The sequence below is a fragment of the Mycobacterium hubeiense genome, assembly GCF_002838065.1.
Lineage (GTDB): Bacteria > Actinomycetota > Actinomycetes > Mycobacteriales > Mycobacteriaceae > Mycobacterium > Mycobacterium hubeiense.
In genome coordinates this window covers 59,942-81,359 of record NZ_PIZU01000006.1, presented here as the reverse complement: position 1 = coordinate 81,359, position 21,418 = coordinate 59,942, and the positions used below count along the sequence as shown (strand labels likewise).

17 protein-coding genes and 1 pseudogene are annotated in these 21,418 nt (G+C 67.6%); 3 read left to right on the top strand and 15 right to left on the bottom strand.

Translation table 11 applies throughout. The features are described from left to right. The first annotated feature begins 3 nt into the window (after positions 1–3). Positions 4–540, top strand: a complete 537-nt coding sequence (locus tag CWS39_RS07250; RefSeq protein WP_233213391.1) for a tripartite tricarboxylate transporter TctB family protein — start codon at positions 4–6, stop codon at positions 538–540. 16 nt (positions 541–556) lie between these two features. Continuing rightward, positions 557–2,086, top strand: coding sequence for a tripartite tricarboxylate transporter permease (locus CWS39_RS07245; protein ID WP_102142234.1), 1,530 nt, complete (start codon positions 557–559; stop codon positions 2,084–2,086). Between the two features lie 83 nt (positions 2,087–2,169). Here CWS39_RS07245 and CWS39_RS07240 read toward each other — a convergent pair whose 3' ends face one another. From CWS39_RS07240 to CWS39_RS07195, 10 genes and pseudogenes are all read right to left on the bottom strand, one after another. Then, the gene (locus CWS39_RS07240; RefSeq protein ID WP_102142233.1) at positions 2,170–3,288 is read right to left on the bottom strand and encodes an L-talarate/galactarate dehydratase; all 1,119 of its coding nucleotides are present in this window, start codon (positions 3,286–3,288) and stop codon (positions 2,170–2,172) included. Between the two features lie 16 nt (positions 3,289–3,304). Next, positions 3,305–4,264, bottom strand: coding sequence for a 2-hydroxyacid dehydrogenase (locus CWS39_RS07235; RefSeq protein ID WP_102142232.1), 960 nt, complete (start codon positions 4,262–4,264; stop codon positions 3,305–3,307). Further along, positions 4,261–5,607: a glucarate dehydratase gene (gene gudD, locus CWS39_RS07230; protein WP_102142231.1), complete on the bottom strand. Its 1,347-nt coding sequence runs from the start codon at positions 5,605–5,607 to the stop codon at positions 4,261–4,263. Before gudD ends, CWS39_RS07235 begins: the two co-directional genes overlap by 4 nt. A gap of 57 nt (positions 5,608–5,664) precedes the next feature. Further along, positions 5,665–6,450 (bottom strand): IclR family transcriptional regulator, encoded by a 786-nt coding sequence (locus tag CWS39_RS07225; protein ID WP_233213390.1) that lies wholly within the window; start codon positions 6,448–6,450, stop codon positions 5,665–5,667. 26 nt (positions 6,451–6,476) lie between these two features. Beyond that, on the bottom strand, positions 6,477–7,199 hold the full coding sequence (locus CWS39_RS07220) for a sulfite exporter TauE/SafE family protein (protein WP_102142230.1): 723 nt from the start codon (positions 7,197–7,199) through the stop codon (positions 6,477–6,479). Beyond that, positions 7,196–8,194: an ABC transporter ATP-binding protein gene (locus CWS39_RS07215; protein ID WP_102142229.1), complete on the bottom strand. Its 999-nt coding sequence runs from the start codon at positions 8,192–8,194 to the stop codon at positions 7,196–7,198. Before CWS39_RS07215 ends, CWS39_RS07220 begins: the two co-directional genes overlap by 4 nt. Further along, complete coding sequence (locus CWS39_RS07210; RefSeq protein WP_102142228.1) at positions 8,187–9,206, bottom strand: ABC transporter ATP-binding protein; 1,020 nt, start codon at positions 9,204–9,206, stop codon at positions 8,187–8,189. Before CWS39_RS07210 ends, CWS39_RS07215 begins: the two co-directional genes overlap by 8 nt. After that, positions 9,203–10,112 (bottom strand): annotated as a pseudogene (locus CWS39_RS07205) (ABC transporter permease). The gene CWS39_RS07210 and the pseudogene CWS39_RS07205 overlap by 4 nt, the downstream one beginning before the upstream one ends. A gap of 12 nt (positions 10,113–10,124) precedes the next feature. Next, positions 10,125–11,051, bottom strand: a complete 927-nt coding sequence (locus tag CWS39_RS07200) for an ABC transporter permease (RefSeq protein ID WP_102142227.1) — start codon at positions 11,049–11,051, stop codon at positions 10,125–10,127. Between the two features lie 12 nt (positions 11,052–11,063). After that, the gene (locus CWS39_RS07195; protein WP_102142226.1) at positions 11,064–12,608 is read right to left on the bottom strand and encodes an ABC transporter substrate-binding protein; all 1,545 of its coding nucleotides are present in this window, start codon (positions 12,606–12,608) and stop codon (positions 11,064–11,066) included. 316 nt (positions 12,609–12,924) lie between these two features. Here CWS39_RS07195 and CWS39_RS07190 point away from each other — a divergent pair, with 316 nt between their 5' ends. Then, positions 12,925–13,881, top strand: coding sequence for a 2-hydroxyacid dehydrogenase (locus tag CWS39_RS07190; protein WP_102142225.1), 957 nt, complete (start codon positions 12,925–12,927; stop codon positions 13,879–13,881). Here the strand turns inward: CWS39_RS07190 and CWS39_RS07185 are convergent. From CWS39_RS07185 to CWS39_RS07165, 5 genes are all read right to left on the bottom strand, one after another. Further along, positions 13,878–14,804 (bottom strand): LysR substrate-binding domain-containing protein, encoded by a 927-nt coding sequence (locus CWS39_RS07185; RefSeq protein ID WP_102142224.1) that lies wholly within the window; start codon positions 14,802–14,804, stop codon positions 13,878–13,880. The two genes, CWS39_RS07190 and CWS39_RS07185, sit on opposite strands and share 4 nt — an antisense overlap. Before the next feature lie 68 nt (positions 14,805–14,872). After that, positions 14,873–16,153 carry a glucarate dehydratase family protein gene (locus CWS39_RS07180; protein WP_102142223.1) on the bottom strand — a complete coding sequence of 427 codons (1,281 nt, stop codon included), beginning with the start codon at positions 16,151–16,153 and terminating at the stop codon, positions 14,873–14,875. Then, positions 16,150–17,097, bottom strand: coding sequence for a 5-dehydro-4-deoxyglucarate dehydratase (locus CWS39_RS07175; protein ID WP_102142222.1), 948 nt, complete (start codon positions 17,095–17,097; stop codon positions 16,150–16,152). The genes CWS39_RS07180 and CWS39_RS07175 overlap by 4 nt, the downstream gene beginning before the upstream one ends. 34 nt (positions 17,098–17,131) lie before the next feature. Further along, entirely contained in the window at positions 17,132–18,730 is a 1,599-nt protein-coding gene (locus CWS39_RS07170) for an aldehyde dehydrogenase (NADP(+)) (RefSeq protein ID WP_102142221.1), read from the bottom strand. A 98-nt stretch (positions 18,731–18,828) separates the two neighbouring features. Next, complete coding sequence (locus tag CWS39_RS07165) at positions 18,829–21,414, bottom strand: FHA domain-containing protein (RefSeq protein WP_102142220.1); 2,586 nt, start codon at positions 21,412–21,414, stop codon at positions 18,829–18,831. Positions 21,415–21,418 lie beyond the last annotated feature (4 nt).

Here is a 21,418-nt window from a genome sequence, read left to right as displayed (position 1 = left end):
CCCGTGAACGACACCCCGGCGCACCCGCACACCCGCGACATCCTCGCCGAGATCGAGGCCGAGGTCGCCCACGAACTGGAGGAGGAGCGCCCGCCAGCGGGTGGGCCCGCCTATCAGACCGTGGGTGCCCTGGTGGGGATCGCGATCGGCGTTTCAGGTGCGGTGCTGGCCTACGGGTACGGGCTCGGGTCTCTGCGCGAGCCCGGTCCGGGTCTGTGGCCGTTCATCGTCAGCGTGGTGATCGTCGCGCTGTCGGTGATTCTGCTGGTGGCCGGTCGGGGGCTGACCGACAGTGAGGCGTTCACCCGAAGCAGCCTGCTGCCGGTGATCGGTGTGGTCAGCTTTGTCGTGTTCGGCCTGCTGATGCCGTTGATCGGTTTCGAGATCCCGGCGCTGGCGCTGTGTGTGGTGTGGCTGCGCTTCCTCGGCGGCGAGCGATGGCGCACCACCATCGTGATCAGCGTGCTGACGACGGCGGCGTTCTACTTCTTGTTCCTCTACGGGCTGCGGATTCCGCTGCCGCACCTGATCTCCATCTGACCCCCGCCGAAACCACATGGACCTCAACGCTTTTCTCGAAGGGTTCGCCCTCGTCGTCGAGCCGAAGAACCTGCTGTACTGCCTGATCGGCGTGCTGATCGGCATGATCATCGGCGTGCTGCCAGGACTGGGCCCGGCCGCCACCATCGCCATCCTGCTGCCCATCACATACGCCATCGATCCCGTGTCGGCGATCATCATGCTCGCGGGCATCTATTACGGGGCGCAGTACGGCGGCACCATCACGTCGGTGCTCTTGCGGCTGCCCGGTGAAGCGTCCTCGGTGGTCACCGTGTTCGACGGCTTCGCCCTGGCCAAACAGGGCAAAGCCGGCACCGCGCTGGGCATCGCCGCGATCGGTTCCTTTGTGGGCGCGACCATTTCGATCATCGGGCTGACGCTGCTGGCCCCCGTGGTGGCCAGCTTCGCGTTGGACTTCGGCCCACCGGAGTACGCCGCACTGGCATTGCTGGGCGTACTGCTCGTCGCGGCCATCGGCAGTGGAAACAAGCTCAAGGCGCTGATCGCCGGCACCATCGGGCTGCTACTGGCCACCGTGGGACGAGACAGCTTCAGCGGCGCGTCCCGGTTCACGTTCGACAGCCTGCACCTCGCCGACGGCATCGACTTCGTCGTCGTCGCAATGGGTTTGTTCGGCGTCGGGGAGATCCTGTACAACCTCGAACAGCGGCATGCCAGGCGGCAGATACCCACCGCAGTGGGCAATGTGTGGCCGTCGCGCAAGGACCTCAAACAGGCTTCCGGTGCCATCGGCCGCGGCTCGATCATCGGCTTCGTGCTCGGTGTGCTGCCCGGTGGCGGCGCGGTGCTGTCCTCGATCGTGGCCTACGCCACCGAGAAACGGCGCTCCAAGACGCCGGAGCGGTTCGGCCGTGGGGCGGTGGAGGGCGTGGCCGCGCCCGAGACGGCCAACAACGCCGCGGCGACGTCATCGTTCATCCCGCTACTCACCATCGGCCTGCCCGCCAACGCGTCGATGGCGATGCTGTTCGGTGCGCTGCTGATCCTCGGCGTTTCGCCCGGCCCGCAACTGGTCGATGAGCACCCCGACGTCTTCTGGGGCGTCATCAACTCGATGTACATCGGCAATCTGCTGCTGTTGATCCTGTCGATTCCGTTGGTGGGCTTGTTTGTTCGGATTCTGCGTGTCCGTCCCGCGATTCTGGCGCCGATCACCGCCTTGATCACCATCCTCGGCGTCTACACCATCAACAACTCGACATTCGACATCTTCTTGATGATCGTGTTCGGCGTGATCGGCTACCTGATGAAAAAGGGCGGCTTCGACCCCGGACCCATGGTGCTGGCGTTCGTTCTCGGCTCGATCATCGAGTCGAGCACCCGCCGCTCGCTGCTGATCTTCGGCGGCGATCCCACGGGCTTTTTCACCCGGCCGATCTCGGGGACCATCCTGGCGATCTTCGTCATCCTGCTGGTGCTCCCGGCGGTCCGGCTGGCGCTCAAGCGTCGCGGCGAGCACAAGGCCGCCGAATCCGCCGATGCTTCAAAGGAAGTCGGCGTCTAGCCGGCTCACCCCGCCGCGAGACTGTAGTTGGCGAGGTCCTTACTCGCACAACGTCTCGGTAACTACAGCTTCGCGGGTGTGCTTTACCCGCCGAAGGCGGCGGTCTCCTTGGTGAGGGCGCGCATCCGATCGCTGAGGGTGAAGCCGAGGCCCGGCCGCTCGGGCAGCCACATCCGGCCGTCGTGAATGTCGATTCGCTCGTTGAACAGCGGGTTGAGCCATTCGAAGTGCTCGACCCACGGCTCGGTGGGGTACGTCGCGGCCAGGTGCAGGTGGATCTCCATCGCGTAGTGCGGCGCCAGCGCGAGCCCGGCATGGGCGGCCATCGTCGCAAACCGCAGGAACGGCGTGATGCCGCCGATCCGCGGCGCGTCGGGTTGCACGATTCCCCGGTAGCCGGCGCCGATCAGCGCCATGTGCTCCTGCACCGAGGTGAGCAACTCGCCCGTCGCGATCGGGGTGTCGAACGTGTGGGACAGATCGGCGTGGCCGACGGCGTCCCATGCGTCCAGGGGCTCCTCGATCCACACCAGATCGAACGCCTCCAACTCGCGGCACATCCTGCGGGCGCGCGCCCGGTCCCACTGCTGATTCGCGTCGACCATGAACGGCGTGTCGCCGAGGTGCTCGCGCAACGCGGCCACCCGTTGCAGGTCGGTACGCCAATCCGGCTGTCCGACTTTGATTTTGATGCCGCCGATACCGGCCTCCAGCGACGCCGTCGCCTTCTCCTTGATCTCGTCGACCGAGGCCTGCAGGAACCCGCCCGAGGTGTTGTAGACGCGGCACGAGTCGCGGTGCGCGCCGATCAGCTTGGCCAGCGGCAAGCCGGCGCGGCGGGCCTTGAGGTCCCACAGCGCGACGTCGAGCGCCGCGATCGCCTGGGTGGCCACCCCGGAGCGCCCGACCGAGGCGCCCGCCCACAGCAGCGACTGGTAGATCCGGTCGATGTCGGAGGGATCCTGACCCAGCGCGACGTCCGCGATCTCGGCGAGGTGGGCGAACTGAGCCCGGCCGCCCGCGCGCTTGGAGTAGCTGAACCCCATGCCCTCGAGCCCGTCTTCGGTGGTCACCTCGACGAACAGCAGGACCGTCTCGGTGAGCGGTTTCTGGCGGCCCGTCAGGACTTTCGCGTCGCTGACCGGATTGTCCAGCGGCAGCACGACGTGGGACAGCGTGAGGTGACGGATGCGGTCGGACATGGATCTCCTGACGGGGTTATCGGGCAACGAGATTCTTCAACGGTTCGCCGCGCTGCAGCCGCCCGATGTTGGCGGCGATATCGTCGGCGCGGCCGGTGAAGGTGTTTTCGGTGACGCCCGACGAGTGCGGGGTCATCAGGACGTTCGTCAACTCGGCGAACGGCAACGCGCTCGGCGTGCCGCGCCCGTTGGCGTCCGGGTAGTGATACCAGACGTCGATGGCGGCGCCCGCGATGTCGCGTTCTGAAAGCGCTTCGTAGAGCGCCGATTCCACGACGAGCGCGCCGCGGCCCACATTGATCAGCACGCCCTGCGGTCCGAGTGCGCGAAGCTGCAGCGTGCCGATCATGCCGACCGTACGCTCCGTGAGCGGCGCCGAGACGACGACGACCTCCGACTCGGCCATCAGCCGGTCGAGGTGTGCGGTGTCGGCCGCCCACGCCAATCCCGCTGCGGCGGCGTCGAGGTGCCCGCTGCCCGTGACGGCGGCACCCACGGCTCCCAGCACCCGCAGCAGTTGCCAACTGCGACGCCCGATGTGCCCGAACCCGACGAACCCGACGCGGGCGCCCTGCAGGGATCGCGGCTGCGGGATCGACCCGTCATACACCGAGGTCGCCCACCGCCCGTCGCGCAAGGCACGGTCCTGCTTCAGGAAATCGCGCCGCAGCATCACGGCAGCGGCAAGCACGTACTCGGCGATGGAGTCTTCGTGATGGAAGGTGTTCGCCACCAACACGTTCGGTTTCAGTGCATCGAAGGCGATCTTGTCTGTGCCGGCGCCGGCGACATGCACCAGTCTCAGCTTGTCCGCCGCAGCGGCCATCGAGGTGGTGAAGCGGCTGCCGACGTAGACGTCGGCGTCTCTGAGGTCGTCGGGGGCCTCGTGCCACACCACCACCGAGCCGGGCGGCAGGGACCCCTCGAACCGGTTCCGGTGCGGGACCAGATTCGAATCGGCGACAACGATTTTCATCGATGCAACGCTGGACGTTTACTGTCGAAGGTCCAACCCGGGATCAGATACTGCATGGCCGCCGCGTCGTCGCGGGCGCCGAGGCCTTCTGCGAGGTAGAGGTCGTGAGCCGCGTTCACCGCGTCGAGGTCGAGCTCGATTCCGAGGCCCGGGCGCTCGGGCACGGTCAGGTGGCCGTCGGCGATCCGATAGGGCTCCTTGGTGATTCGCTGACCATCCTGCCAGATCCAGTGGGTGTCGATGGCGGTGATCGTGCCGGGCGCTGCGGCGGCGACGTGGGTGAACATCGCCAGGGACACATCGAAGTGGTTGTTCGAGTGTGAGCCCCACGTCAGCCCCCAGGCGTCGCAGAGTTGTGCGACGCGCACGGATCCGTTCATCGTCCAGAAGTGGGGATCCGCCAACGGAATATCGACCGCACCGCACCGGATGGCATGGCCAAGCTCGCGCCAGTCCGTCGCGATCATGTTGGTGGCCGTCGGCAGCCCCGTCGCGCGTTTGAACTCCGCCATCACCTCGCGGCCGGAGAAGGTGCCCTCGGGCCCGACCGGATCCTCCGCATAGGCCAGCACGTCGGTCAGGCCGCGACACGTGCGCACCGCATCCTCGAGTAGCCAGGCCCCGTTGGGGTCCAACGTGATTCGCGCATCCGGGAAACGGTCGGCGAGTGCCGTCACTGCTTTCGCCTCGTCGACCGCGGGCAGCACGCCGCCCTTGAGTTTGAAATCGCGGAATCCGTAGCGGTCCCGGGCCGCCTCGGCGAGTCGGACGACGGCCTCCGGGGAGAGCGCCTCGTCGTGGCGGATGCGCAGCCATTCATCGCCGTTGGCGTCCTCGTCGGACGGCGACCGGTAAGCGAGATCGGTTTTGGTGCGGTCGCCCACGAAGAACAGGTATCCCAGCACCGGCACCCGATCGCGCTGCTGCCCATCGCCGAGCAGTGCGGCGACGGTGACACCGAGGTGCTGGCCGAGCAGATCCAGCAGGGCGGACTCGACGGCGGTGACGGCGTGGACGGCGACTCGTAGGTCGAACGTCTGTGCTCCGCGGCCGCCGCGGTCGCGGTCGGCGAACTCGCGCCGCATCGCGGCGAGCGTGGCGTGGTAGGCGCCCAGAGTGCTGCCGACGACGAGATCGGCGGCGTCGGAGAGTGTGCGGCGAATCGGCTCGCCACCGGGCACCTCGCCGACCCCGGTGTTGCCATCGGAATCGGTGAGGATCACCAGGTTTCGGGTGAAGAACGGGCCGTGCGCGCCGCTGAGGTTCAGCAGCATGCTGTCGTGCCCCGCGACCGGGACGACCTTCATTTCTTTGACGATCGGGGTACGACTCTGCGACGACATGATGCATTCAGCGTAGTGAGCAGTGTCGATGCATGTCCAACACTATGAAGGCATGGACTAATGCCGTAGCTGCATTGATCGAACCACCCGTGACGCCTTGTCGGCGACCGCCCGCAGCGCCTCGACGAGGTCGCGTTCGCGCTCGGGTGTCAACCGCGCGATCGGCACCGATGCGCTGATCGCGTCCTGCGCGGGCTGCGCGTATCGCAGCGGCACCGCAAAACACCGCAGCCCCAACGTGTTCTCTTCATCGTCGATCGCGTAGCCGCGGATGCGCACCTCATCGAGCGCGTTGTGGAGGTCCGATCTGTCGGTGATGGTGTGTGGGGTCAGCGGCGTCAGCTGCTCCGGCAGGCACTCGTCGCGCTCGGCGCCGAATCGTTCGGCGAGTAGCGCCTTTCCCAGCGCGGTGGCGTAGGCAGGCAGCCGTCGGCCGACTCGGCTGTGGGTGCGCACGTACTGTCCGGATTCGCGGGTCGCCAGGTACACGACGTCGGTGCCGTCGAGCCGTGCCACGTGGAATGTCTCGTCCAGCTCGCGCCGCAGGTCGTCGAGAAACGGTGTGATGATCGGCAGATACGGATCGGTGTCGAGGTAGCTGGTGCCCACCAGCAGCGCGCGAATCCCGATGCCGTACAACGTTCCCGACGCGTCGCAGCGGACCCAGCCCGCAGCGACCAACGTCCGCAACAATGCGTGCAGGCTGCTGCGCGGCACGTCGAGGGCCGCTGCGATGTCACGGATGCGGGCCGGCTGGTCCTGACGTGACGCGAGGTACTCCAGCAACTCGACGGTGCGCACCGCCGACTTCACCTTGCGCACGGCGGCCTCGGATGGTTGCACGGTTGCCATGTTCACATACGGGGACATCAGAACCCGACCAGTTGCCGCACGATCAGCACGATCGCCCCGATCGCCGAGATCGTGATAGCCGTCCACCGCTGCCGCCGCGGATCCAGCAGGCGATTCACCAAGCGGGACAGCAAATAGCCGACCACCACCGCCGGTATCAGCGTGGCGAACGACGACACGGTCCCGCTGTCGACGGCCCCGGTGACCGTGAGCACCGCGATCGACATCATGGAGCCGACGAGGAAGAACCCGCTCATCGTTCCGCGCAGCGCCGCGCCGGAGGTGTTCTGCCACACCAGCGCCATCGGCGGCCCGCCGATCGATGTCGCGGTGCCGAGCACCCCGGAGGTGGCTCCGGCCAACACCAGATTGCGGGGATGCGGCGCGGGGATCCAGCCGACGCTGGTGAGTGCGACGCCGCCGAGCACCACGCCGGCGAGCACCAGCGCCAGCGCGCGTTCGGGCAGGGCGGCCAGCAGAAGCGCACCGGCGATGGTGCCCGGCACGCGCCCGATGAGCGCCCAGCCGGTGCCGGCCAGATCGATGTGCTGATGTTCCCGTATCACGACGAGCACCGTCAGCAGTGTGGCCAGCATGATCAGGGTGCCGGGAATGAGGCCCGGATCGACGATCGCGACGATCGGCGCGGCGAGCATGCCCATTCCGAAGCCGATCGACGCCTGCATGCAGGACGCCAGCACAATCGCCACGGCGACAATGGAATAGGCGGCAATGCTCACGCTGAGACGGTAACGGGGATGGCGCCCTCCGCCAGCAGCGGGTGATGGCACTCGGCGCTGTGCCCGCTGACCTGCGGATCGGGGGCGACGGGTGGTGCCTGGGTGGCGCAGATATCGGTGGCACGCCAGCAGCGGGTGCGGAACCGGCAGCCCGATGGCGGGTTCAGCGGCGACGGCACTTCACCCTTCAGCAGAATCCGGTTACCCCGTTGGGCCGCTTCGAGTTTCGGCGCCGCCGACATCAGCGCGGCGGTGTAGGGGTGGTTGGGGCGGTCGAAAACGGCTTCGGTGGGCCCGTTTTCGATGATCCGGCCCAGGTACATCACCGCCACCCGGTCGGCGACGTGGCGTACCACCGACAGGTCGTGTGAGATGAAGATATAGCTGATGCCGAGCTGCTGCTGCAGGTCGTTGAGCAGGTTGAGCACCTGCGCCTGCACGGACAGGTCCAGCGCGGAGACGGGTTCGTCGCAGACGATGACGTCGGGGTTCAGCGCGAGGGCGCGCGCGATGCCGATGCGCTGGCGCTGCCCGCCGGAGAACTCCTGAGGGTACCGGTCGGCATCGCGGGCCCTCAGACCGACGAGATCCAGCAGCCCGCGCACCCGCATCTCACGGTCGCGGCGACTCTTGTAGAGCGTCTTGTGCGTGCGCCACGGCTCGGCGATGATGTCGCCCGCCGACATGCGGGAGTTCAACGACGCGTACGGGTCCTGGAACACCATCTGCACCCGCCTACGAAAGGCCAGTAAGTCCTTGTTACGCAGGCTGAACGGGTCGATGCCGTCGAAGGTGACGGTTCCGGAGTCGGGGCGCTCGAGCATCAGCAATGTCCTCGCCAGGGTCGACTTCCCGCAGCCGGATTCGCCGACGAGGCCCAGCGTCTCACCGCGTGCCAGGTCCAGACTGATGCCGTCGAGCGCACGCAGCGTGTTCTTACCGGCCACCGGGAAGGTCTTGGTCACGTCGCGGACCTCGAGCAGTCGATCAGACATTGGGTACCTCTTCGGGGAAGTGGCAGGCGGCTTTTCGGCCATCGGACACCGACCGCAGGGTGGGCCGGGTCGTCGTGCAGATCTCCCGCGCCAACGGGCAGCGCGCCTGGTAGACGCAGCCGGGCGGTATCGAATGAAGGTCCGGCGGCGCGCCGCCGATGGATTTGAGTTCCTCGCCGCGTACGGCGTTGACCGGAACGGAGTTCAGCAGACCCTTGGTGTAGGGATGCCGAGGATCAGCGAAAACGTCTGACACCGAACCGGTTTCGACGATGTTGCCGGCATACATCACCGCGACCCGGTCGGCCTCCTCGGCGACCAGGGCCAAGTCATGGGTGATCAGGATGACGGCCATGTTGAACTCCGTGCGCAGATCCCGCAAGAGCGCCATGATCTGCGCCTGCACCGTGACGTCCAGTGCGGTGGTCGGCTCGTCGGCGATCAGCACGCTCGGGTTCAACGCGACGGCCATCGCGATCAGCAGGCGCTGCCGCATGCCGCCGGAGAACTGGTGCGGATAGGCGTTCAGTCGGGATTCGGGCTGCGGAATTCCCACCCGGGCCATCAGATCGACGGCTTTGCGCTTGGCCTCTTTCGCCGACATGCCGTGGTGAATCCGGAACGGTTCTGCCAGCTGAGTTCCCACGGTGTAGAGGGGGTTGAGTGCGGTCAGCGCGTCCTGGAACACGATCGCCAGTTCGGTGCCGGCCAGTTTGCGCCGGGTGTTCTTGTCTGCCGCCAGCAGATCGACGTCGTCGAGACGGGCGGAGCCGGCGACCACCTCGGCGACGGGTTCGAGCAACCCGACCAGCGCCGTGGCCGTCATCGACTTGCCGCAGCCGGATTCGCCCAGCAGCGCCAGTGTTTCGCCGCGGTGGGCGGCGAACGACACGTCGTTGACCGCCCGCACGGTCCCGGCGATGGTGCGGATGTCGACGGTCAGCCCGTCGACCTGCAATGCCGGGCTGGCATTGACGGCGGTGGTGGGCACGTGATCGGCGAGCGCGGTCATGAGAGGGCCTTCGCGGTCTTGGTGAAGCGGGACAGGCGTTTTTGCGGAACGGTGAGCCGCCAGCGCTGGCCGGGATCGGTCGCGATCCTGGCCCACGCGGCGAGGATGGTGGCCGAGACCGTGGTGATGACGATCGCGAGGCCGGGGAAGAACGACAGCCACCAGGCGGTGTGCAGATAGGTGCGGCCCTGCGACACCATCAGGCCCCAGCTGACGTCGGGCGGCTGGATGCCGATGCCCAGGAAGCTCAAGGAGCTCTCGGCCAGCATGACGTAGCAGAAGTCCAGTGTCGCAACGGTCAGCAGGGTTGGCAGCACGATCGGCAGCACGTGGCGCCAGATGATCGCGTGCGCGCTGGCCCCGAACGTGCGTGCAGCGTCGACGAACAGCCTGCTCTGCAGCTCGGCAGACTCGGCCCGCGCGGTGCGCAGGTAGACCGGGATGCGCGTGATTGCCAGCACCAGAACGATATTCGCCGCGCTCGGCGAGAACACGTACAGCACGACCACCGCCAGCAGCAGCGAGGGGAAGCTCATGATCACGTCGGCCACCCGCATCGCAAGGGTCTCGCGCCAGCCGCGGTGGTAGCCGGCCCACATTCCGATCGCCGAGCCGACGACCGCGGAGAGCACCACAGCGGGCACGGCCACCGACAAGGTGGTGCGGCTCGCGACGACGAGCCGGGCCAACATGCTGCGGCCCAACGGATCCGTGCCGAGAATGTTGGCCCAGCCGTGCGCAAGGGTGAACGGCGGCTGATTCGAGTTGTCCAGGTCGATGCGGGTGGCCAGCGACCAAAAGCCGGTACCAGGACGAGCGCCCGCGTTTGGGCGAGGCCTCGGTGTCCGGTTCGCCGACGATCGCCGTCGTGGGTTTCGCCGGCACGAATTCGATTTGTGTGCTCACGTGGAACTCCCTTTAGACCCGTGCCGGCTCGCGGACACGCGCGTCGAGCAGCGCGTAACAGGCGTCGATGATGATGTTCAGGACGAAAATGGCGACGGCGGTGAGCAGCACCGCGGCCTGCAGCACCGCGAAGTCACGCTGCAGGATCGCGTCGATCATCAGCTTGCCGATGCCGGGCCAGCCGAAGATGGCCTCGACCACCACAGCGCCGTTGATCAGCCCGACCGCGAGATCGCCCGCGACCGTCAGTGCCGGCGCGGCGGCATTACGCAGCGCGTGATGGGTGACCACCCGCAGATCGCTCGCACCCTTGCTGCGCGCCAGCCGCACATATGGCGCCGACAGCGCGGAAACCATTGCGCCGCGGACGACTTGGGTGAGCACGCCGAGCGGTCGGATCATCAACGTGGCGATCGGCAGGATCCAGGACAGCCCGCTGTCGACGCCCGAGGTCGGCAGCACGCCGAGCAGGACGGCGAACAGCCACACGCCGGTGATGGCGAACCAGAAGTCGGGAATGCTGGCCGCGGTCATGGACAACAGGCTCGACAGCCGGTCGGCAAGCGAATTGGGCCGGTAGGCCGCCCAGCAGCCGATCACGACTGCGCCGACGATCGCAAGCAGCATGGTGGTGATGGCCAGCTGCAGCGTCGCAGGGAAGGCCCGCAGCGCCATCTCCGACGCGGATTCGCCTGTGCGAAGGGACGTTCCGAAGTCCAGGTGGATGACGCCCTTGAAGTAATCGATGAGCTGGGTCAGCAGCGGCTGGTCGAAGCCGTTCTTGGCGGCGAAGGCCTCGCGCTGTTCCTGGGTGGCGGACTCGGGCAGGTAGAGGCTGGTCGGGTCGCCGGTGAGGCGAGCCAGCAGAAACACGCCGAGCAGCACCACGATCAACGGCAGCGCGCTGGTGTACATCCGGCGCCGGACGAAGGCAAGCATGAGTCCCGCTTCCTATTGCGTGTCGGTCCGGTCGTCGGCGGCGAATTTCATGTCCGAAAGTCGCATCTCGTCGCCGGTCGCGGAGTTGGGCTGATAGTCGACGCGGGCCGACTTGGCGAGCACACCGTTCATGTGTGCGATGTAGGCGAATTGGGCGATCTCATTCGGCTCCTCGGCGAACAGCCGCGCGTAGGCCTGCTGGCGTTGCTTGCCGGTGAGTTCGCCCGCCGCATCGATCTTCGTGTCGAAAGCCGCAGTGCCGAAGGCATTCTGGGCACCGTCGCTGCGCATGTACTGGTCGACGCTGAACGCGGCGTCACCGGCCTGGTTGCCGTGCATGATCATGGCCACGAACGGTCCGGCGTTCTCCGGGAAGGGCTGCAGCTGGTACTGCAGCTGCCCGGCCGTGTCCATCATCTCGATGTTGACGGTGAGCCCGGCCTCGGTGAGCTCGCTCTGGATGACCTCCATGGTCTCGGTGATCTTCGGGAACTGCGCGGTGCGTCCGATCAGCCTGATCGGCGTCTCGACCGGCACCCCGTCGGCCTTCGCCTCGGCGACGAGCTGGCGGGCCTTTTCCGGATCATGCGGCCACAGCGGCAGATCCGGGTTGTGCCCGACGACGCCATCGGGAATGAGTTGTGCGGCCGGCTCACCCAACCCACGGAACAGCGCCTTGACGATGCCGGTGCGGTTGACGGAGTAGTTGATGGCCTGGCGGATGCGGATGTCGTTGAGCGGCGCTTCGGTACCCGTGATGCGCAACGCGGTGGTTTCGTTGTTGGGGAACGCCACACCGAGATCGCCCGCACCGTCTTCCGGTCCGATCGACGTGCCGATGTCGGCCTCGTCGTTGACCACCATGGCCGCGCGCACGCTTCCCTCACTGCGCCACTGGTATTCGGCCCGCGCGAAGTCCGGCTTGGCGCCCCAGTAGGTGTCGTTGCGCTTGAGGACGAGCTTCTGGCCGTACTCCCAGCGCTCGATGGCGTAGGGGCCGGTGCCGATCGGTTCGCGCACCTTCTCGGCGGTGCTGGTCGACCGCGGCACGATCTCCACGAAGGAAATCCGCAGCGGCAGAATCGGATCGGGCTTGTTGGTGCCGACGACGACGGTGGTGTCGTCGGGTGCCGAGACGGCCAGCTCGTCATTGCCGAAGACGTATCCGTCGACGTTGCACTGCAGATCCGAGTTGACGGCACGGTCGATGGAGAACGCGGCGTCGGCTGCGGTGAAGGGTGTGCCGTCGGAGAAGGTGACCCCTCGGCGGATATCGAAGGTCCACTCCGTGGGGGAGGTCTGGCGCCAGCCGGTCGCCAGCAGCGGCCCGAGATCGCCGGTGGTGGGGTCGCGTTCGACGAGCGGTTCGGTGATGTTGGAGCGCACGACGACGCCCGTCGACGTCAGCGAGCTCTCGCACGGTTCGAGGGTGGGCGGCTCTTCGGGCAGCACGATCCGCAACGTGTTGAGGTCATACCCGCCGTGGCCCGAGTTGGCGACGGTGCAGCCCGCCGCGGCAAGGCAGGCCCCGGCCAGGACGGCAGCGACGCGTCTCATGGGTCCTCCGGATTGTGATGTCCACGTATGTGAATAGAGTGTGTGACCGCAGGCACACGCTATGGCCGTGCGCAAGAAACCGTCAACCCACCGAAATCGCCGGAAACGCCGGGTTCCGATGTCCTCGACCAGCCCTTCGAAGACGTGCAAAGTGCCTTATGAACTGCAGTTTTAGCCGAGTGCACGCGCCGTCGGCCGCGTCGCAGCACGCTATGATGCCGACTCATGCGCCTTGCGCACTAATCCATGCTATTTCCGTGTTGGACGGGTATCCGCCGGGCGGCATACCGTAGCGGCAGACCTCGAAGGAGAGCCCGTGTCCTCTGTGCTCCAAGTCGGCCCACTGAAGCCGTCACTTGCCGAAACTCTGCGCAGCGCGTATGCCGCGCATGTGCTGTCCGATGACGTGGCCGAGCGCGAGGCGTTCCTCGCCGTCCACGCCGACGAGATCACCGTCGCCGTGACGTCGGGCCGCACCGGCGTCGACGCCGCACTCATGTCTGCGCTACCGCGCCTCGGTGCGGTCATCAACTTCGGAGTCGGCTATGACACCACCGACGTGGAGGAGGCGGCGCGGCGCGGGATCGCCGTCAGCAATACCCCCGACGTGCTCACCGATTGTGTGGCCGACACCGCTGTCGGGTTGATGATCGATGTGCTGCGCCAGTTCTCGGCGGCCGACCGCTATCTGCGGGCGGGCCGGTGGGTTGCCGACGGCAACTATCCGCTCACCCGCCAGGTCAGCAACACCCGCGTCGGGATCCTCGGCCTGGGCCGCATCGGCCGCGCTATCGCGCAGCGGTTGACCGCATTCGGCTGTTCGATCAGCTACCACAACCGCCGCGAAATCGTTGACACCCCTTATGTTTACGCGGCCTCACCGGTCGAGCTTGCGGGCGAGGTCGACGTACTGATCGTCGCCGCGGCAGGTGGTGCAGGGACCCGTCATCTGATCGGCGGCGCCGTGCTCGACGCACTGGGGCCCGACGGGTATCTGATCAACGTCGCCCGCGGCAGCGTCGTCGACGAGGAGGCACTGGTGGACGCTCTGCGCGCGGGCCGGCTCGCGGGTGCGGGGCTCGACGTATTCGCCGACGAGCCACACGTTCCCGCTGCGTTGTTGGACATGGACAACGTCGTGCTGCTGCCACACGTCGCGAGCGGCACTGTTCAAACCCGCGCTGCGATGGAGAAACTCACGCTGCGCAACCTCGACCAGTTCCTGGCCACCGGCGAGCTCGTTACGCCGGTGCCGGTGCCGGCCTCGGCCTAACGCAGTTCGTCGTCGACGAGATCATCTGTGGTCCATTCGCGTTGCGGGAGCACGTCGCGCAACAACCGGTGCAGCGCGGGATTGGTGCTGTCGCTTCGCCATGCCGCGTCGAGCTCGACCGGTCGTTCCCGGAACGCGCCGATCGACCGGTAGACCACCCCGACCGGGTGCAGTGTGGCGGCCGACGCGGGCACCAGCGCCAAACCGATGCCGGAGCGCACCAGCACCAGCATGGTGTGCACCTGCGTGACGTACTGGACGTAGCGGGGGGTGGCCCCGGCGATGGTGAAGGCCGATATCAGCAGTTCGTGGAAGTACCGTGCCTCCACCGGCGAGTACATGACCAGGTCTTGTCCGTCGAGGTCGTTCAGCGTCAGTTGGCGGGTGATGTCGAGCAGCGGGTGCGCGACGGGCAGCGCGACGATGAGTTGTTCGTGCAGCAGTGGACGTGACACGATGCCCGGACGTTTCAGCGGTGGCCGGGCCATGCCGAGATCGAGCTCTCCGGTCATCAACCCCTCGAGCTGGGCGGCCGAAACCATCTCGCGCAGTTCAAGTTTCACATCGGGAAGTTGTTCGCGCGCCTGGTCGAGCAGCCGGGGGAGTACCGCGTGCGCCGACGCCGCGGTAAAGCCGATCACGACGGTGCCGAGGTCGCCCGCGGGCACCCGCTTGACGTTGAGCGCGGCCCCCTCGGCCAGTTGAAGGATGCGACGGGCGTCGGGCAGGAACGCCACCCCGGCCGGGGTGAGGGTGACCGATCGCGTGGTGCGGTCGATGAGATGCACGCCGAGCTCGTTCTCCAGCTGCTGGATCTGCCGGCTCAGCGGCGGTTGCGTCATGTGCAGGCGTTCGGCGGCGCGTCCGAAGTGCAGTTCCTCGGCGACCGCGATGAAGCAGGACAGGCGGGCGAGCGAAAACACCGATGCACCCCTCGCATCATTCAGCGCTGCCGACGCGGCAACTGTGCATCAGTCTATTCCTGCGCTGGTCACCAGCGCGGGCTCACCGCCCGAAAGTCCGGATCGATGCTGCGCATATAGGCCGTGTCGTCGCGGTCGCGGATGCCGCAGCGGACGTACTGCTCGTGCAGTGCGGCGAGTCGCTCCTCGTCGATCTCGACGCCCAGGCCGGGTGTCGTGGGCACCGCAACCGATCCGTCGACGAATTCCAGGGCGCCGGGTTTGACGACCTCCTGGGTCTGGGAGTCCTTCCACGGCCAGTGTGTGTCGCACGCGTAGGTCAGGTTGGGCGTCGCGGCGGCCAGGTGCACCATCGCCGCCAAACTGATGCCCAGGTGCGAGTTGGAGTGCATCGACAGGCCGAGCCCGAAGGTGTCGCAGATGCCGGCCAGCAGCCGCGACCGCTGCAGACCGCCCCAGTAGTGGTGGTCGGAAAGCACCACGCCGACAGCCTGTTTGGCTATCGCGGGCGCCACCTCGTCGAACGCGACGACGCACATGTTGGTGGCCAGCGGCATCGGCGCCTGCCGGGCCACCTCGGCCATCCCGTCGATGCCCGGCGTCGGATCTTCCAGGTACTCCAGCACACCGGCCAGGCCCGACGCCACCTTGACGGAGGTCTGCGGCGTCCACGCCGCGTTCGGGTCCAGTCGCAGCGGGTGGTGCGGGAACGCCGCCCGCAGCGATTCGATGGCCGCCATCTCCTCCTCGGGAGGAAACACCCCGCCCTTGAGTTTGATTGCGGTGAAGCCATATTCGTCGATCATCCGGCGGGCCTGCGCGACGATGCCGTCCGGATCCAGCGCCGCGCCCCACGAGTCGGGCTCCTGGCCGGGATGGGCATCCCACTTGTAGAAGAGGTAGGCGCTGAATGGAACCGCGTCGCGGACCTTGCCGCCCAGCAGGTCGGACACCGGTCGCCCCAGCGCGTGGCCGGCAACGTCGAGGCAGGCCACCTCGAACGGGGAGAAGACGCGGTCGACGGTGCTCGACGTGGTGATCATCCCAGTCAGGCCGGAGCCGTACTGCCCCGCTGGGCCGTCATCGCCGATCCGATCGGCGATGAGTTGCCGAATAGCGTTGAGCGCGAATACATCCTGTCCGCGGATCGCCTCTGCGGCCGCTGCCAGACGGTCCAGATGCGCGGCGTCGGCGTAGGTCTCCCCGAGGCCGACGAGTCCGGCGTCGGTGTCGAGTTCGACGATCGCGCGCAGCGCGAACGGCTGGTGTACGCCAACGGTATTCAGCAGCGGCGGGTCGACGAACGCCACGGGCGTGATACGCGCACCCGTGATGCGGATCGGGGTCATCGCTGGACGGCTTGGTCGGCGAGCGCCTCGGCGAGGGCAGCGCGACCGGATGCCAGAATCTCCCGCAGCGCGGCGACGTCCTCGTCCGACGGCATGATCAACGGCGGGCGCACCACCCCGGCGTCGATTCCCTCCAGTGTCACACCGGCTTTGATCAACGACACCGCATAGCCCGGCACCGTGTCGCGCAGCCGCACCAGCGGGTGGAAGAACTCCCGCAGCAGTGCGGCAGTCAACGGCTCGTTGCCCGTCTCGAGGGCGTTGTAGAAAGCCAGCGCCAGTTCCGGCGCGAACGCGAACGTCGCCGACGAGTACAGCGTCACCCCGATCGCTCGGTACGCCTGCTGCGACACCTCCGCCGTCGGTAGGCCGTTGAAGAACTGGAAGGGCTTGCCACTCGGTACGAGCGCGTCAGTGACGGCGCGTACGATCCGCGAGACCTGATCCAAATCGCCTGTGCCGTCCTTGAATCCGACAACATTGTCGATCTGTGCGACCTCCACGGCCGAGGCTTCGGTGTAGCGCGCGTTGTTGCGGTTGTAGACGATGACGGGCAGGTCGGTGGCGTCGGTGACCGCCCGGGTGTACGCCACCAGGCCGGCCTGCGGCATCTCCACGAGATACGGGGGCAGCAGCAGCAACCCGTCGGCGCCGGCCTCCTGTGCCACCCGGGCAAAGGTCTTGGCGTGCGCGATGGACCCGCCCGTTCCCGCGTAGACCGGGACCCGCCCGTCGACCACGTCGACGGCGGTGCGCACGATGGTGTTCAGTTCCGAGGCATCCAGAGCGTGGAATTCGCCGGTGCCGCAGGCGATGAACACACCACCGGGCCCGGCATCGACGCCCTTGGCGACGTGCTGCGCCAAGCGTTCGGTATCCACGTCACCTGATTCGGTGAACGGGGTGACGGGAAAGAACAGGACGCCGTCAAAGGCGGGGTGCATGCGGACTCCTCGCGATGTGGTGGTGAGTGGGTGGTCAGTCTTTGGTGAGGTTGCCGTCGATACGGCGCCACAGCCGCTCGGGGTTGCCGTCGGCAATCGGGCTGGGCAGCAACGGAGTCGGCACGTCTTGGTAGCAGACGGGCCGCAGGAATCGTTCGATCGCCCGCGCGCCCACGGAGGTGGACCGAGAGTCCGACGTCGCCGGGAACGGTCCGCCGTGCACCATGGCGTAGCCGACTTCGACGCCGGTGGGCCAGCCGTTGAACAGAATTCGCCCGGCCTTGAGTTCGAGGATCGGCAGCAGTTCGCGCGCCTCGTCGTGGTCGGCGTCGTCGGCGTGCACGGTGGCGGTCAACTGTCCTTCGATGTTGGCCGCGACCTTGCGCATCTCGTCACCGTCCGCACACCGGACCACCAGGCTGGCCGCGCCGAACACCTCGGCCTGCAGCTTCTCGGAGGCCAAAAGGCTTGCGGCGTCGGTGCTGAACAGCGCGGCGGGGCAGACGGTCGGCGCGTCTTTGGCGGCGCTGCGGGCGATGAGATCGGCCTCGCCCTGCAACGCTTCGACCCCGCGGCGGAAGTTCTCGGCGATGGCGGGGGTGAGCATCGCGGCGGGCTCGCTCTCGGCCAGCGCGTCGCGCGCGGCGGCGATGAACGTGTCCAGCTCGGGCCCGTCGACGGCGATCACCAGTCCCGGGTTGGTGCAGAACTGTCCGGAGCCCATCGTGAGCGACGCGACGAAAGCGCGGCCGATGTCGGCGGCGCGATTGGCCAGCGCACCGGAGAGCAGGAACACCGGGTTGATCGAGCTCATCTCGGCGTACACCGGAATCGGCTCCGGGCGGGCCGCTGCTGCGGCCACCAAAGCCATTCCGCCGGAACGGGATCCGGTGAATCCGACGGCCTTGATCCGTGGATCCGTCACGAGCGCGGTGCCCAGTTCGGGGCCGAACCCGTAGAGCAGCGAGAACGTTCCCGCGGGGAATCCGGAGCTCCGCACGGCGTCGGTCACCGCTCGGCCCACGAGTTCGGACGTGCCCGGATGCGCATCGTGCGCCTTGACGACGACCGGGCAGCCGGCGGCCAGCGCGGACGCGGTGTCGCCACCTGCGACGGAGAAGGCGAGCGGGAAGTTGCTGGCGCCGAAGACGGCCACCGGGCCCAGCGCGATGCTGCGCTGGCGGATGTCGGGACGGGGCAGTGGCGTCCGGTCGGGCATGGCGGGGTCGATGCGCGCGCCGTTCCAGCTGCCCTCGCGCAGGACCGCGGCGAACATGCGCAGCTGTCCGGTGGTGCGGCCGACCTCACCGGTGAGCCGCGCCTCGGGCAGGCCCGTCTCGGCGACGGCGCGTGCCACCACCTGATCGCGGATCGCCTCGATGTTGTCGGCGATCGTCTCGAGGAACGATGCGCGTCGCTCGCTGGGGGCGCTGCGGTACTCGGCAAACGCCTCGGCGGCGGCCGCGCACGCAGCCTCGACATGGGACGCGTCGCCGTACCGGTACGCCGGCTCCAGGACGGATCCGGTGGTGGGATCGAAGCCACGGATCTCGGCCCCCGACCCGCTCACCGGCGACCCCGCGATGAGCATCTGCCCGGACAGTTCGGCGGTCGACGACAGGCTGGAAGTCATACTCGCAGGCTATTGCGCCGATAAATACATGTCCAAGTCCAATATTGCCCGGACTCATTCACTGGATGCATCAATCGCGCGCCCAGCGCGCGGGTAGCTCAGCCGCCCTTGAGGCGGATCTTGAAGCGCACGAAGCTGACGTAGACGAGGCTGATCACGCCCAGCATCGCCATGTTGAACAGCCACGCGCTCGACGTGTGCTCCCAGTGCGAATCCTTCGGCGTCAACGGCCCGGGCACCAGTTTGATCAGGTCGACGGTCGACGCCGACGCCGCGAAACCCCAGCGTGCCGGTGTCGCCCACGACATCTGGTCGAGCACCAGCCGGTCGGTCACCGGGATCATGCCGCCGGAGAACACCAGCTGCGACATGATCGCGACCACCAGCAGCGGCATGATCTGCTCGTTGGACTTGGCCAGCGCCGAAAGCGCCAGCCCCACCATGGCCGCGGCCACACATGTCGCGGCGACAGTGACGAACAGCTCCAAACTCGGGTTTCCCAGCACCACGGCGCCCTGTGTCGGAGCGCCCTTACCCCACACCACGATTGCCGTCACGATCGCCGACTGCACCACGGCGAACACGGTGTACACGCAGATCTTCGCCAACAGATACGCCGTCGTCGACAACCCGACCGCCTGTTCGCGGCGGAAAATCGCACGCTCACCGATCAGGTCGCGGATCGTCAGCGCCGTGCCCATGAAGATGGCACCGACGTTGAGCAGCACCAGGATCTGCCCCGGCTCGTTGGGCGCGTCACCCATCGGGTTGGGGATACCGAACCCGACTTCGCCCGGCACGGCCAGCGACAGCACGCCCATGATGAACGGCAGCAGCGCCAGGAAGATGAAGTAGCCGCGGTCGGAGATGATCAGCCGCAGCTGGCGTCTGGCGATGGTGGAGAACTGCCGCAGCAGACTGGTGTGCGTCGGCTCGCCCAGATCGACGGGCTTCTCGCCCTCCGGCGGCGCGGGCGGCGGCTGCACCCGCTCCAGGAACCGCAGATGCGCCGCCTCCGGATCACCGGCGACGGTGGCGAAGATGTCCGCCCAGTTGGTGGTGCCCATCGACGGGCCGATCTGACTCGGCGGCCCGTAGAACGCCGTCTTGCCGCCGGGCGCCAACAGCAGCACCTGATCGCACACGTCCAGATACGTCAGCGAGTGTGTGACCACCAGCACCACGCGACCCGCGTCGGCGAGCTGACGCAACATGGTCATGACCTGCCGGTCCAACGCGGGATCCAGGCCCGACGTCGGCTCGTCGAGAATCAAAAGCGATGGCCCCGTGAGCAATTCAAGCGCCACCGACGCGCGCTTGCGCTGCCCGCCGGACAGCTTGTCGACGCGGGTGTCGGCGTGGCGCGTCATCTCCAGCTCTTCGAGCACCTGCGCGACGACCTGGCGCCGGTCCTCCTTGGTGGTGTCGGGCGGCAGCCGCAGCTCGGCGGCGTACATCAGCGCCTGGTTGACCGTGAGCTGGCCGTGCACCACATCGTCCTGCGGCACCATCCCGATCCGGGACCGTAGCGAGGCGTACTCGGCGTGGATGTTGTGGCCCTCGAACGACACCGTGCCCGTCGTCGGGTGGGTGTAGCCGGCCACCAACCGCGCGAACGTCGACTTGCCCGCCCCCGACGGGCCGATCACCGCGGTCAGCGTGCCGGGCCGCGCGGAGATCGAAATGTTGTCCAGCAGAGTCTTGTTGCCCTCGATGGTCCACGTGACGCCGTGCACGTCGAGGCCGCCGGTGCGGGTGGCCGCCTCGGTTTCCGTGCGGCGCACCAAAGTTCCGCCGGAGAACACCAGGTCGACGTTGCCGATGGTGACGGTGTCGCCGTCGCGCAGCAGCGCCGATTCCACTCGCGTGCCGTTGACGAAGGTGCCGTTGATGCTGCGCTCGTCGCGGATCTCGGTGCCGCCCGCGGTCGGGATCAACGTCGCATGGTGCCGCGACGCCAGCACGTCGGGGATGACGATGTCGTTGTCGGTGGCCCGGCCGATCTTGATGGCGCCCGGCGGGGCTTCTGCGGCCGCGCCCGGCCGCAGGATCTTGAGCATGCTGGTCGCGAGGTTGCCGGCGGCGCTGCGGCCCGGGGCGGGCCGAATCGTGGTGGGCGCCTGGGCCATCGGCGCGCTCGGGGCGTACTGCGGCGCGGACGGGTACGACTGGGGGCCGCTCGGGTAGCTGGGCTGCGGGCCCGACGGATACCGCGGTTGCGCACCCGACGGGTACATCGGTTGGGGCCGCGGCGTTCCCGGCGGCTGGGTGTACGGGCGCGACGGCGGCGGTGGCGGCGGCGCGCTGGGCCGAGTGGCGGGCCGGTGCGCGACGGGCACCGACGTGGTCTGCGGCGGGCGGCCGACGGCGCCGGTGTGGCGTCCGACTTCGAAACTCAGGCGCGGCCCGTCGGGATTGCCGATGTTGATGACCTGCCCGTCCGCAATGTCGACCGACGGCACCCGGCGGCCGTTGACGAACATGCCGTTGAGGCTGCCGTTGTCGATGGCCACCCAGCGGCCCTGATCGAACCGCAGCACCAGATGCGCGCGGGAGATCAGCGGATGGGCGATGCGCACGTCGGCGCGCAGGTCGCGGCCGATCACCACGTCGTTACCCGCCGCGAAGGTACGGGTCGATCCGTCGTAACGAACGGTCAGCGAGGGTGGGGCGGGTCGGGACATCGCA

Bases quoted from the DNA above. Each gene is read 5' to 3' on its own strand.
- CWS39_RS07245 (WP_102142234.1), top strand. From the start codon at position 557: ATGGACCTCAACGCTTTTCTCGAAGGGTTCGCCCTCGTCGTCGAGCCG.
- CWS39_RS07240 (WP_102142233.1), bottom strand. From the start codon at position 3,288: ATGTCCGACCGCATCCGTCACCTCACGCTGTCCCACGTCGTGCTGCCG.
- CWS39_RS07235 (WP_102142232.1), bottom strand. From the start codon at position 4,264: ATGAAAATCGTTGTCGCCGATTCGAATCTGGTCCCGCACCGGAACCGG.
- gudD (WP_102142231.1), bottom strand. From the start codon at position 5,607: ATGTCGTCGCAGAGTCGTACCCCGATCGTCAAAGAAATGAAGGTCGTC.
- CWS39_RS07215 (WP_102142229.1), bottom strand. From the start codon at position 8,194: ATGTCTGATCGACTGCTCGAGGTCCGCGACGTGACCAAGACCTTCCCG.
- CWS39_RS07210 (WP_102142228.1), bottom strand. From the start codon at position 9,206: ATGACCGCGCTCGCCGATCACGTGCCCACCACCGCCGTCAATGCCAGC.
- CWS39_RS07200 (WP_102142227.1), bottom strand. From the start codon at position 11,051: ATGCTTGCCTTCGTCCGGCGCCGGATGTACACCAGCGCGCTGCCGTTG.
- CWS39_RS07195 (WP_102142226.1), bottom strand. From the start codon at position 12,608: ATGAGACGCGTCGCTGCCGTCCTGGCCGGGGCCTGCCTTGCCGCGGCG.
- CWS39_RS07180 (WP_102142223.1), bottom strand. From the start codon at position 16,153: ATGACCCCGATCCGCATCACGGGTGCGCGTATCACGCCCGTGGCGTTC.
- CWS39_RS07175 (WP_102142222.1), bottom strand. From the start codon at position 17,097: ATGCACCCCGCCTTTGACGGCGTCCTGTTCTTTCCCGTCACCCCGTTC.
- CWS39_RS07170 (WP_102142221.1), bottom strand. From the start codon at position 18,730: ATGACTTCCAGCCTGTCGTCGACCGCCGAACTGTCCGGGCAGATGCTC.
- CWS39_RS07165 (WP_102142220.1), bottom strand. From the start codon at position 21,414: ATGTCCCGACCCGCCCCACCCTCGCTGACCGTTCGTTACGACGGATCG.